A 12,883-nucleotide genomic window follows, 5' to 3' on the forward strand; every position below is an offset into this window, starting at 1 on the left:
GTAAAGATTGCCGGAACCAGGCAATGTGGCAGACCCCTTACGCATGTGAACATGCTCCTGCCGACGGGGGAAGAGCAAGGAAGGGCGGTGGGTGCTACATGGCCTGGTTTCTGGGTCTCGGCATCGCGGGGGTCGTCCTCCTTGCTCTGTCGGTCGTTCTTGACGGGCTGCTCGAAGGGCTCTTCGACGGCTTGTTGGACGGGGTGTTCGACGGGTTGCTGTCGCTTCCCGTGGTTGCCGGGTTCGTCTCGATGTTCGGGTTCTCGGGGGCGATCGTGCTCGGCACCACGGGGATGGGGGGCGTCGGCGCCGTCGCCGTCGAAATACCCGCGGGGGTCGGCGCCGGCTGGGTCGCGTATCGGCTCAGCCGGGCGTTGATGGACGACCGTTCCGGCGCCGCGCCGCGCGGTGCCGATCTGGTCGGCGTGGCCGGGTCCGTCGTCACCGCCATCCCCGCCGAGGGATACGGCGAGATCCTCGTACGGCTGGCCGGGCAACCGCTCAAACTCGCCGCCCGGAGCGAGGTACCGGTCGCCCGCGGGACCGAGGTCTGGGTCGACCGCACCCTCTCGCACACCGCCGTGTCGGTACGCCCCGTCGAACCCTGACCCGACCTCCGGAACACCGGGGACACCGGGGACACCCGGGACACCCGGGACACCCGGGACACCCGGGACACCTGGGAAACCTGGGGCGCTTGGGACGTACGGGGCGTCAGACCCACCGCGCCACCGGGGCGCAAGACCCACCAGGCCACCGGGGCGCCAGACCCACCGGGACGCCAGACACCAGACCACCGGGACACCAGAGCACCGCGCCACCGGGCCACCGGGGTGGGTCGGGGCCGACTTGTCAGTCGCTGTCCGATCGATCGGCGGGTCCGGCCGCCGAGGCCCGCTCACCGGGCGCGCACGGCACCGCCCCAGCGCGGTCCCGCGTGCCCCCGTTCGAACGTATTCATGTGCCGTCCTCACGGGAGGGCCGAGGGGAGACATTCAATGAACGCAGTCATTGTCGCCGTCGTGGGAGTCGTCGTGCTCCTCGTGCTGATGGGGCTCGTCGTCGCCAGCCGGTACAAGGTGGCCGGGCCGAGCGAGGCGTTCATCGTGACCGGCAGGCGGGGCAAGAAGTCCACCGACCCGGAGACCGGGCGGGTGTTCACGGACAACAGCGGCCAGAAGGTCGTCGTCGGCGGCGGGGTGTTCGTCGTCCCGTTCGTGCAGCAGAAGTTCACGCTCGACCTGTCGTCGCGGCACATCCCGGTCGCCGTGCGCGGTGCCGTCACCCTGCGGGGCGTGAAGGCCAACCTCGACGGCGTCGCCATCGTCAAGGTCGGCGGCACCGAGGACTCGATCCGGGCCGCCGCCCAGCGGTTTTTGATGCAGCAGGACGGCATCGTCGGCTTCACGCAGGAAGTGCTCTCCGGCGCGCTGCGGGCCATCGTCGGCCGGATGTCCGTCGAGGACGTCATCCGAGACCGGGCCGCGTTCGCCGGACAGGTCGCCGAGGAGGCCGAGGCCAGCCTCTCCGGACAGGGCCTCGTCCTGGACGCTTTCCAGATCCAGGACATCACCACCGAGGGCTCCTACCTGGAGGACCTCGGCCGCCCCGAGGCCGCCCGCGCCAAGCAGGACGCCGACATCGCGGAGGCCGTGGCCCGGCGGGCCGCCGAGCAGGCGAGGCTCAGGGCGGAGGAGGAGATCGCCGTCGCCCAGCGGACGTTCGCGCTGAAGCAGTCGGAGATCAAGGCCGAGACCGACGAGGCGCACGCACGGGCCGCCGCCGCGGGGCCGCTCGCCGAGGCGGCCCGGCAGCAGGAGATCCTCGCCCAGCAGGAGAAGGTCGCCGTCGGACAGGCCGCGCTGACCGACCGCCAGCTCGACACGCAGGTCCGTAAGCCCGCCGACGCCAAGCGGTACGCCGCCGAGCAGGAGGCGGAGGCCCGCCGGGTGTCCCGCGTCAAGCAGGCCGAGGCCGAACGGCTCGCCGACATCGCCGCCGCCCAGGCCGAGGCGGAGCGGGCGCGCCTGACGGGTGAGGGCGAGAAGCAGCGGCGCAGCGCGCTGGCCGAGGCCGAGGCCGTCGAGGGGCTCAAGCAGGGTGAGTCCGAGCGCTCCCGGCGTGCCGCGATCGCGGAGGCGGTCCGGCTGGAGGGCGACGCGGAGGCGGCGGCGATCGCGGCCAAGGGCGCGGCCGAGGCCGAGGCCATGCGCAAGAAGGCGGAGGCGTTCGCGCAGTACGGCGACGCGGCGGTGCTCCAGATGCTGATCGAGGTGCTGCCGCAGGTCGTCGCGAAGGCGTCCGAACCGCTCAGCGCCGTCGACAAGTTGACGGTCATCTCCACGGACGGCGCGAGCCGGCTGCCGCGCGCGGTCGCCGACAACGTCGCCCAGGGCATCGAGCTCCTCAACTCCACCACCGGCCTCGACCTCACCGCCCTCCTCCAGGGCGCCGTCGGCAAGGTGGCGCGGACCGAGGCACCGGCGCCCGCCGCTCTCAACGGCACGTCCGACAACGGCAAGGTCGACATCACCGCCTGAGCCGGTCACCAACTCCGCCTGAACCAGGGGAAGAAGGAGGAAGGGGGAGGGGGCGAGCCACGAGGGAACGGGGGCGACGGGGGGAACGGGGGAGGCGGGACGGTCGCTGGGGGGCGGCCGTTCCGCCCGTCGTGCCGTGGGTCGGCAGGGGGAGCCGTCCGCGAGCCGGTCACCCCCTGCCATCAGGCAGGATGGACGCGTGTCGACGGCCACGGGGGTGCCGTCGAGGGCGTGGGACACCGGGTGCGGGGAGGGCGTGTGGACGGGGTGGAGTCGGCCGACGACTACCTGAGCGGGTACGACCAGATCCTCACCGACGTCTGCGCGACCGGACGGCGGCTGACCCGGGACGAGTTGGAGTCGCGGCGGCTGCTGGGGGAGCGGGCCGCCGAGACCGGGATCGGGCTGCGGGCGCTGGTGCGACGGCACCTGTCGGCGACCCGCGCGATATGGCCCACCCTGCGCCCCGCCGACGCCGACCGGGTGCTGGCCGCCGTCGAACAGGCCGTCGACGCCTTCGCCGAGGGACATGAGCGGGCGCAGAAACTCGCGGTGCGGCGGGAGGAGGCCGCCCGGCGTGAGTTCATCGACGACCTGCTGTACGGGCGCAGCGACCTGGGGCGGCTCGCCGAGCGTGCCGTGCGGTTCGGACTGCTCCTCACCCGCGCCCACGCGGTCGCCGTCTGCCAGGGGGACGTGGCGCTCGACGACGCCGACGCGGCGACCCGGCAGGTCGAGAGCGCGCTGGTGGCCCGGTTCAGCGAACGGCGGGTGCTGCTCGCGACCAAGGACGGGCGGCTGATCTGCATCGCGCCCGGCGACCAGGGCGAGATCCTGGCCTTCTTCGCCAAGCTGGCGCACGACGCCACCGGGGGCGGCACGGTCGCCGTCGGCCGGGCCCACCCCGGGCCCGGTGGCATCGTTCACTCGTACGAGGAGGCGTTGCACACCCTGGACCTGGCCGGGCCGCTCGCCCTTGAGGGGCCGGTGCTGTACGCCGTCGACCTGCTGGTCTACCCCGTGCTGACCCGGGACCGGCAGGCCATGGACGACCTGGTGAGCAACACCCTGGGCCCACTGAAGGGGGCCAGGGGCGGGGCGCAGCCGCTGGTGGACACGTTGACCGTGTACTTCGACTCCGGCTGTGTGGCCGCGGAGGCCGCCCGGCGCCTCAAGCTGAGCGTGCGGGCGCTGACCTACCGGCTGGAGCGCATCCACACGCTCACCGGCACCAATCCGGCCGACCCCATGCACCGTTACACCCTCCAGACCGCCGTGATCGGCGCCCGGCTGCTCGGCTGGCCGCGTACCGAGGAGTAGCCGGCGCAGCCGGGTCCAGGGGCTGGACCGGGCTCGGCGTGACCTGGGGCGATGTGTATGCTGGGCGGTCGCGAAGGGGAGTAGCCCCGCAATACCGGTCGTCGACACACTGGAAACCCTCACGGGAATCCCGGTGGCCGGGCCCGCAGCCTCGGTGCTCGGGTGGGCGAGACCTTCGGCCCTTTTGTCGATGACGTATGCGCGTCGGCGGGGTCGAAGCTGCCGCCGTTCCCCGCGCGGTCGTCCTCGAAGCCCCCGCCCCGTGCGGGAAGGCCGGTCCAGGACCATGAATCCCCCTCTCTCGCTGTCGCCGATCCTCCGTGTCGGTGCCGTGCTGCGGGCCCTCGTGTCCGTCGCGCCCCTCTCCACGGCGCCGCGTCCCTGTGTCCGCACCGGGGACGACACTCCCCGGGTGGACACCGGCGCGGACCCGCCGGCCAACGCCTTCGTCCCCGTCCCCGGCTGCTGGGCCTGCGTACTCCTCGACGACGTCGCCCGCGCCGCCTGGCACGGCGAGGACGGGCTGACGCTCGCCGACTGGCTGTCGGTCACCGCCAGCGGCCTGCGCCACCGCCTCTGGGACCACGGCCCGTCTCCTGCTCCATGACGTGCCCGCCCCCGGGAGCGCTCACCCCCTGAGACGTCCCCCACACCACCCCGAGAACACACCCTTGGGGCAACCCCGAGAACGACCCCTGACAGACCCCTGCGTCCGGGCCGTGCACTCCCGCTCCGCCCGGTCCCCGAAAGAAAGCAGCTCCTGGAATGACTCTCGACCCCCTGGCGATCCTGACCGCCTTCGGGCTGATCTTCCTCGCCGAACTCCCCGACAAGACGATGTTCGCGTCCCTCGCCATGGGCACCCGGATGCGCCCGCTGTATGTGTGGTTCGGCACGTCGACGGCGTTCATCGTGCACGTCGTCATCGCGGTCGGCGCCGGCAGTCTGCTCGGGCTGCTGCCCGCGCTGGCGGTGAAACTGGTCTCGGCGGCCCTGTTCGCGTTCGGCGCGTTCGTGCTCCTGCGGTCCGGGGACGAGGACGAGGAGGAGGGCGGCGGCAAGACCGTCACCGGCTTCTGGCCCGTGTACGGGACCGCCTTCACCGCCGTTTTCATCAGCGAATGGGGCGACCTGACGCAGATCACCACCGCCAACCTCGCCGCCACCAACGGCTGGCTCTCCACCGCCATCGGCTCGGCGGCGGCCCTCATGTCGGTGTCCGCGCTCGCCCTGGTCGTCGGCCGGTTCATCGCCACGCGCGTGCCGCTCAAGACGGTCCAGCGCATCGGCGCCCTCTGCATGGCCGGGCTCGCGGTCTGGACGCTCGTGGAGGCCTTCACCCTCTGACCCCGACCCGCCCCAAGGCCCTGATCCGGCAGCCCCTTTGCGGCTGTGACCCACATCACCGCACTCCGGTGCAGCGTGCGGGGCGGTTCAGGGCCTTTTCACAGGTGTAAGGAGACGGCGAGATCAGGGACGGTAGGGATGGGACAGACTCGAACCGGTGAGTTCGAGGCGTTCGTGGCGGCCCGCTGGTCCGGTCTGATCCACCTGGCCCGCCTGCTCACCGGCGGCGATCCGCACCGGGCGGAGGACCTCGTCCAGGAATCCCTGGTCAAACTCTGGTTCGCCTGGCCGAAGGTGGCCGACGAGGCCCCCGACGCGTATGTGCGCAAGGTGCTGGTGCGGGCGGCGGCCCGGTCGGCCCGGCGGCGCTGGTGGGGCGAACGCCCCGTCGACCAGCTGCCCGACCTGGCCGACCTCGGCGATGTCTCGACGGCCGTCGCCGAACGGTCGCGGCTGGAGGCCGCGTTGGCGCAGTTGCCGGCCCGGCAGCGGGCGGCCGTCGTGCTGCGCTACTACCAGGATCTGCCCGAGGCGCAGGTCGCGCAGGCGCTCGCCTGCCCGGTCGGCACCGCCCGCTCGCACGCCTCACGCGGGGTGGCACGGCTGCGCCGGATTCTGGCCGACGTCATCGAGCCGGTGGGGTGAAGGAGAAGCCATGGACCACTTCGAACGGCAGCTCGCGCACCTCATGCGCACCACCGAGGAACGCGTCTCCTTCGACCCCGCGCACCGCGACCGGCTCCGGTCGGGCGTACGGGCCCGGCGACGGATGCGCGCGGCACAGGCCGGCGTCGGCTCCGTGCTCGCCGTCGGCGGGCTCGGCCTCGGCCTGCTCCTGCTGCCGGGCGCCCCGGACCGGGTGGAGCCGACCGCGCCCCTGCCACGCCCCGCGTCCAGCCCGGCGGCCTCCCCGTCCCTGACCCCGAGCCCGCCCACCAGCCCCAGCCCTGCTTCGTCCGCGTCCCGCTCCACGTCCCCCACCCCCTCGGACAGCGCCACGACCGGCCCGCCCACCACCCCGACCTACCCCCCGTCCACCGGAACCGCCTCGCACGGCACCGAGGACCCCACGACGGCCGCGACCACCCCCACCGCGACTGCCTCCAACTCGCCTACCAGCGGGGCCAGTTACGGGGTCGAGGCGCCGCCCTCGGAAACGGTGAGCACCGGCTAGCACCCGCCCCCTCCTCTCCCGTCCTCCTCCTCCCGTTCTCCTCCTCAGCCACCCGCGTGCCTTCGGCATGCCCTCACTCGCAGCGCGAACTAGGACAGACCATGAGAAAACCCGGAACGGCGGTCCCCTCTCGCGGGGATCTGTTGCCGAGGCCCGCCCCGCTGACGGCCCGTCCCACCGCCGTCGTCCTGGACGTCGTCGTCCCCGTCTTCAACGAGCAGGCCGGTCTGGAGGCCGGGGTGCGGCGGCTGCACGCGCATCTGCGGGAGACGTTCCCGTACCCGTTCCGGATCACCGTCGCCGACAACGCGAGCACCGACGGCACGCCCGAGATCGCCGCGCGGCTCGCCGCCGAACTCCCCGAGGCGCGGTCGCTGCGGCTCGCGGAGAAGGGGCGGGGGCGGGCGCTGCACACGGCCTGGTCCCGCTCGCAGGCGCCGGTCCTCGCCTACGTCGACGTCGACCTGTCCACCGATCTGGCGGCGCTGCTGCCGCTGGTCGCCCCGCTGATCTCCGGCCACTCCGACCTCGCCATCGGCACCCGCCTCGCGCCCGGTTCCCGGGTGGTGCGAGGGCCCAAGCGCGAGGCCATCTCCCGCTGTTACAACGTCCTGCTGCGCTCCACGCTCGCCGTGGGGTTCTCCGACGCGCAGTGCGGATTCAAGGCGATCCGGCGTGACGCCGCCCGCCAACTCCTGCCGTCGGTACGGGACTCGGGGTGGTTCTTCGACACCGAACTCCTGGTGCTCGCCGAACGGGCGGGCCTGCGCATCCACGAGGTGCCGGTCGACTGGATCGACGACCCCGACAGCAGCGTCGACCTCGTCGCGACGGCCCTGGCCGACCTGCGCGGGATAGCCCGGGTGGGACGGGCCCTGGGGCGAGGGGAGTTGACGCCGGGCACGCCTCAACAAGACGTGGGGGAAAGACCGTTGCAGACCTCCTCACCTCAACCGCCCCCGCAGGCAGAGGAATCGACCCCTGCCGTCCCCGGCACCCTCTCCCGGTTGCTGCGCTTCGCCGCCATCGGGGCCGTGAGCACCGTCGCCCACCTCTTTCTCTTCGGCCTGCTGCGCCCGTTGGCCGGTGCTCAAGTCGCCAATGCCGTCGCCCTGTTGATCTGCGCCGTCGCCAACACCGCCGTCAACCGGCGGCTCACCTTCGGGGTGCGGGGGCGGCACGGGATGGTCCGGCACCAGTCCCGGGGGCTCGCGGTGTTCGCGGTCGGCCTCGCGCTGACCAGCGGCGCCCTCGCGGGCCTGCACGCCGTGTCGCCCGCCGCAGGCCACCGCACCGAACTGGCCGTGCTGGTCGGCGCCAACCTCGTCGCGACCCTGCTGCGGTTCCTTCTCCTACAGGCCTGGGTGTTCCGCGCCCACCGGAGCGGAGGTACGCCCCGATGAACACCCCGACCTGGACCAGAGCCGCCCCATCGGCCGACCTCGGCGAACTCCCCACCTCTACAAGGGAGTTCGGCACGACGGGGCCCGGCGCGGAAGGGCACGGCACCGAGTCGCCGACCGACCGGATACGACGGGCCGCCCGGCGTCTCGGCCCCGTCCTCGCCCTCTACGGCGTCCTCAAGCTCCTCGGCTTCCTCGGCTTCCTGTATCTGCTGGACTCCGCCGGGGACTTCCGCCGCAAGGCGCCCCGGTTCGGGGGCGGCGCGCACACCTGGGACGTGCTCGCGAGCTGGGACGGCTGGTGGTACCAGCAGATCGCCGCGCACGGCTACCATCCCGCGCTGATCCCGATCCCGGACGCCACCGGACCGCTCACCCTCCAGGGCAACTCGGCCGCCTTCTTCCCGCTCTACCCGGCCCTGATGCGCCTGGTCTCCGAGGTCACGGGACTCGGGCTGTACGGCGCCGGGATGCTGGTGTCGGTGGTCGCCGCGTTCGCCGCGGCGCTCGGCATCCACGCCGTCACCGCCCGGCTGTGCGGGTACCGGGCCGGGCTGGCCGCCGCCGGGCTGTGGGCGGTGTGGCCCGGGTCCGGCGTGGAATGGGCCGTCTACTCCGACTCCCTGTACGTGGCCCTGGCCGCCTGGGCCTGTCACGCCGTGCTGACCAGGCGGTGGCTCACCGCCGGGTTCCTCACCTTCGCGGCGGGGCTGAACCGGCCGACCGCCGTCACGCTGATCGCCGGTCTGACCGTCGCCGCGCTCCTCGCCGTCCTGCGCGACCGGGAACGGGACGGTGTCGCCCGCCCCTTGACCGCCGTCGCCGTCGCGCCGCTCGGCATGCTCGGCTATCTCGGCTGGGTGGGGTACCGGATGGGCGACTACGGGGGCTACTTCGCGCTCCAATCGGGCGCCTGGCAGCACACGTTCGACTTCGGCCGTTACACCCTGCGGGTGTTCACGTCCGTGCCCGTCGGCCACTTCGACTATCCCTACGCGTGGCCCTTCGCGGACATCATCGGCGTCGGCGTCGTGCTGCTCGCGCTGACGCTGATCACGCTGCTGATCCGGCTGCGGCTGCCGGCGGTCCTGGTCGTCCACACGGTCCTGACGGTCCTGCTGGTCCTGGGCAGCCAACAGATCTTCGGCAACGTCTCCCGCTACCTCCTCCCGGCCTTCCCCCTCCTCATCCCGCTGGCTCTCCCCCTGAGCCGCCTCACCCCACCCCAACGCCTCACCCTCCTCACCCTCGCCGCCACCGCCTCCGCCTCCTACGCGGGCTACGCCCTCTTCGAACTGGGAGTCCCGTAGCCAACACCGCCCGGGCTGGGCTGGTGTCGGCCGGACGCGGGGGCGAGCCCGACCGAGGCTGCCCGCACACACAGGCAAGCCGACCTGCACTGGAAACCCCGGCTGCCCGCACCCACCCAAGGGGCGCGGGGCTGTTGTGGATATGCGGCTCCGCCGCGTGGGCGCGACCAGCCCCCACGGCGCCGAGAACCGCAACTGGCGGGTGGTGGCGCCGCTGACGGTGGTCCTCGCGGTGACGTTCATGTCGGGACGCTGGGCCGGCTGACAGCATCCGGAACGTGGGGGTGAATTGTTCCCCGTAAGATGTCCAGAAATGCATGATCGGCAGTGAAAATCACGGTCAAGCTTTTGTGTTGAAAATGTGCGCGACCTTACGATATCCGGCCAACGTCAACTCGTCGGAATACTCTGATTGACCTTGGAGTCAGGCGTTCTTTCGCCTGGAGTAGGGGGTCTGGCCAGCGTGAATAGGGGTACGAAATGTCGAACGCCTTTGTATCCGCCGTTTCTTCAGAGGTATTGCCACTTTTTTCAGGCCACTTTTTACGGGTTGGTTGCCCGAGATGCTTGAACGTTTTTACACCCCGTGTGTACCTTCGGTGGCCGATACCGACGGAACCTCTGGTACGGGCGGCTATATGAAATTCGACAGTTTCGATTTCGATGTGTGCGTCATCGGAAGCGGCGCGAGCGGGTCCGTCGCGGCGCAGGAGATCGCCTCCCAGGGACTGCGGGTCCTGGTCCTGGAGGAGGGCCGGCAGCTGAACCCCGGCGAGTACCTCTCGGCACTGGAGAACGCCTGGGAGAACGCGCTCGTCCCCACCGCGGGCGGCACCCTGCAACCGTTCGCCCGCCCCTGGAGCGCCTCCGCGCTCGGTGGCGGAATGTCGCTGTACGCCGGCATCTCCTTCCGGCTCCGCGAGGTCGACATGGACGCCCGCGCCCATGTCGCACCCGACGCGCTCGACCCCTCCTGGCCCATCAGCTACGACGAACTGCGCCCCTACTACGACCGGATGGAGCGATGTATCGGGGTGGCCAGGGAAACCGGCGCGGACCCCCTGGAACCACCTGGCATACCTGCGGTGATGCCCGCCTATCCGCTCAGCGCCCACGGCCGGCAGATCGCCGACCTCGGGCTGCGCAGGGGAATGAAGCCGTTCCCGACCCCGCTCGCCATCAACACCGTGCCCTACGCGGGCCGCCCGGCCTGTGTGAGCTGCGGCCCGTGCAACGAGTACGTCTGCCCCACCGGCGCCCGCGCGAGCGCCACCTCGTTCCTCCTCGACGCGTCCATCCCGGACGGCGCCCTGACCGTCGAGCGCCGCGCCAAGGCGCTCCGGATCGTCCTCGCCGACCGGCACCGGGCCGGTGCCGTCGAATGGCTCGATCTCGCCACCCGCACCCGCCGCACCACCCGCGTCCGGTCGATCGTGCTCGCCGCCAACGCCATCCAGTCCGCCGCCCTCCTGCTGCGCTCGGCCCAGCCCGGCGCGCCCCAGGGCCTCGGCAACAGCACCGGAATGGTCGGCCGCGGCCTCTCCTACAAGGTCAGCGGCTATGTCGGCGGAACCGTCGACGCCGACGGCGTGGAGATCGAGGGCGAGACCGAGAGCGGCCCCTTCTCCACCGTCGCCTTCAGCGACCACTACCTCGACCCCGATGCCCCCTCCGGGCTCGGCGGGGTGTTCTACGACGCCCGCGAGGGCAACTGGGCACCCCGCAACGGACGGATGCGGCTGCGCATCCACTTCCTCGCCGGTGACCAGCCGATGCACCGCAACGTCGTGCGCCTGGCGCGCACCCGGGGCGCGTTCGACCTGCCGCGCATCGTCGTCGACTACTCCACCCACCCGCTGGACAAACGCCGGCTCGGCTATCTGTCCCGGCGCGCCGGGGAGATGCTCACCGAGGCGGGCGCCGACGACATCTGCTTCGAGGAGTCCAACTACCAGATAGGCAACCGGCATCTGCACGGCGGTTGCCGGGCGGGCAACGACCCCGCCACCTCCGTCGTCGACGCGGCGGGCCGGGTCCACGATCTCGACAACGTCCATGTCGTGGACGGCGGTTACTTCCCCTACTCCGCCGGGGTCAACCCGACCTTCACCATCCAGGCGAACGCCCTGCGCATCGCGGGCGGCATCGCGGCGGGCCTTGGCGCCACCCGCTCCGCACACTCCGCGGCCGTCCCAACCCCCTGACGCCGTCCCCCGCCCAGGCCTCCCTGCCCTGAACTCCGGCCCCTGCCAAGGGAGTTCAGGCGCCGAGGCGTCGGCCCCGCCCCGGGCGACGCCCACACCCCGACGCCGTTCCCCCGCACGTCCAGGGCATCCCCGCCCGCACCCCCCGCTCCACCCCCGGGAGCGTCGACGCCTCAACCCCGGCCTGCCTCAAGGGCGTTGCCACCCGGCACCCGCCTTCCCGTAACGCCCCCGTCCCCACCCCCCCAGCAGAAGGGCTCCACCATGCCCACCAGCACCCCTGTCTCCCCCGAGGCCACCCACGCCGAATTCCTCGACCGGGCACGACAGTTCACCGCGTCGGAGACCTGGGACCTGGACCGCCGTTTCCCGCTGGTCCTGGACCGCGGCGAGGGCGCCGCCGTATGGGACGCGGCAGGACGCCGTTACATCGACTTCACCGCGTGCAGCGGGGCCGCGCCGCTGGGCGCCGGACACAAGCCCGTACTGGACCGGATCGTCGCCGAACTCGCCCGCAGCGGCGGCGTGTTGCCCGGCCCCCTCTCCACGCTCCGCGTCGAACTCGCGGAACGGCTCGCCGCGCTCTTCCCGGTCGCCGAACGCTCGGTGTTCTTCCGCACCGGTTCCTGCGCGACCACCGCCGCCGTCCGCCTCGCCCGCGTGCACACCGGCGCCACCACCGTCCTGACCAGCGGCTACCACGGCTGGCACGACTGGCACCTCCAGGACCGGGCGCCGATGGGGATACCCGGCCGCGACCCGCAGACCCACGACTTCCGCTACGACCTCGACCTGCTCGACGAACTCGCCACCGCCCACGGCCCGTTGGCCGCCGTGATCGTCACCCCCGAGGTCAACTTCTTCCCCGAGGAGTACGCCCGCGCCCTGGAGGCGACCGTCCGCAGGCACGGCGCGCTGCTCATCATCGACGAGGTCATGACCGGTCTGCGCTACGCACCCGGCGGCTACCACACCGCCGCCGGCATCACCCCCGACCTCATCACCCTCAGCAAGGGCCTCGCCAACGGCACCGCGCTCTCCGCCGTCTGTGGCCGCGCCGAGGTCATGGAAGCCGTCGAGCACACCTACCTCGGCAACACCTACCAGCGGGAGACCACCCCGTTCGCCGCCGCTCTCGCCACCCTCGACGAGTTCGCCGACGGCACCCCGTTCACCCGGATGCACGACGTCGGCGCCGAACTGATCCGGGGCCTCAACGAGGCGTTCGCCGGGCACTCCGTCACCGCCGAGGCGTTCTCCCACCCGACCATGTTCGACGTCCTGTTCGTCGACGGCGACCTCGGGCGCGTCTTCTTCCAGGAGATGTGGAGCCGGGGCGTCCTGATGCAGTACGGCGGCCGGTTCATGCCGTCGGCGGCGACCCGGGACGAGGACGTGGCGGCGGCCATCGCCGCGGCGGACGTCTCCCTCGGCGTGGCGCTTGAGGAACGCGGGAAGGCTGCCGACGGCGATGTCCTCACCGCCGCCATCCGGTTCGCCGATGAACGGTTCGTGACCACGCCCGCAACCGTCACCCGGTGGTTCCCCGGCTTCGACCGCGCCTGAACTCCCCCTCCACGCCCGC

The 12,883-nt window shown here is 72.1% G+C and carries 12 protein-coding genes; all 12 read left to right on the plus strand.

Going from position 1 to position 12,883, the window contains the following annotated elements:
• Window positions 1-98 precede the first annotated feature (98 nt).
• Complete coding sequence (locus tag ACIQOU_RS04395) at window positions 99-608, plus strand: hypothetical protein (RefSeq protein ID WP_401533776.1); 510 nt, start codon at window positions 99-101, stop codon at window positions 606-608.
• Between the two features lie 390 nt (window positions 609-998).
• Window positions 999-2,540, plus strand: coding sequence for a flotillin family protein (locus ACIQOU_RS04400; protein WP_401533777.1), 1,542 nt, complete (start codon window positions 999-1,001; stop codon window positions 2,538-2,540).
• Window positions 2,541-2,798: 258 nt separating this feature from the next.
• Window positions 2,799-3,860 (plus strand): PucR family transcriptional regulator, encoded by a 1,062-nt coding sequence (locus ACIQOU_RS04405; protein WP_401533779.1) that lies wholly within the window; start codon window positions 2,799-2,801, stop codon window positions 3,858-3,860.
• 286 nt (window positions 3,861-4,146) lie between these two features.
• Entirely contained in the window at window positions 4,147-4,467 is a 321-nt protein-coding gene (locus ACIQOU_RS04410) for a hypothetical protein (protein WP_401533780.1), read from the plus strand.
• A gap of 158 nt (window positions 4,468-4,625) precedes the next feature.
• Window positions 4,626-5,207, plus strand: a complete 582-nt coding sequence (locus ACIQOU_RS04415; RefSeq protein WP_401533782.1) for a TMEM165/GDT1 family protein — start codon at window positions 4,626-4,628, stop codon at window positions 5,205-5,207.
• Window positions 5,208-5,345: 138 nt separating this feature from the next.
• Entirely contained in the window at window positions 5,346-5,852 is a 507-nt protein-coding gene (locus tag ACIQOU_RS04420) for a SigE family RNA polymerase sigma factor (RefSeq protein WP_401533784.1), read from the plus strand.
• Window positions 5,853-5,862: 10 nt separating this feature from the next.
• A complete protein-coding gene (locus tag ACIQOU_RS04425) occupies window positions 5,863-6,381 on the plus strand; it encodes a hypothetical protein (protein ID WP_401533786.1) in 519 nt (172 codons plus the stop codon).
• A 101-nt stretch (window positions 6,382-6,482) separates the two neighbouring features.
• The gene (locus ACIQOU_RS04430) at window positions 6,483-7,784 is read left to right on the plus strand and encodes a glycosyltransferase (RefSeq protein WP_401533787.1); all 1,302 of its coding nucleotides are present in this window, start codon (window positions 6,483-6,485) and stop codon (window positions 7,782-7,784) included.
• Window positions 7,781-9,094, plus strand: a complete 1,314-nt coding sequence (locus ACIQOU_RS04435) for a hypothetical protein (RefSeq protein WP_401533788.1) — start codon at window positions 7,781-7,783, stop codon at window positions 9,092-9,094. Before ACIQOU_RS04430 ends, ACIQOU_RS04435 begins: the two co-directional genes overlap by 4 nt.
• Window positions 9,095-9,230: 136 nt before the next feature.
• The gene (locus ACIQOU_RS04440) at window positions 9,231-9,359 is read left to right on the plus strand and encodes a hypothetical protein (RefSeq protein ID WP_401533790.1); all 129 of its coding nucleotides are present in this window, start codon (window positions 9,231-9,233) and stop codon (window positions 9,357-9,359) included.
• Window positions 9,360-9,732: 373 nt separating this feature from the next.
• On the plus strand, window positions 9,733-11,298 hold the full coding sequence (locus ACIQOU_RS04445) for a GMC oxidoreductase (protein WP_401533791.1): 1,566 nt from the start codon (window positions 9,733-9,735) through the stop codon (window positions 11,296-11,298).
• A 264-nt stretch (window positions 11,299-11,562) separates the two neighbouring features.
• Entirely contained in the window at window positions 11,563-12,864 is a 1,302-nt protein-coding gene (locus tag ACIQOU_RS04450) for an aminotransferase class III-fold pyridoxal phosphate-dependent enzyme (RefSeq protein ID WP_401533793.1), read from the plus strand.
• Window positions 12,865-12,883: the final 19 nt, after the last annotated feature.

The organism is Streptomyces sp. NPDC091279 (genome assembly GCF_044757465.1).
Taxonomy (GTDB): domain Bacteria; phylum Actinomycetota; class Actinomycetes; order Streptomycetales; family Streptomycetaceae; genus Streptomyces.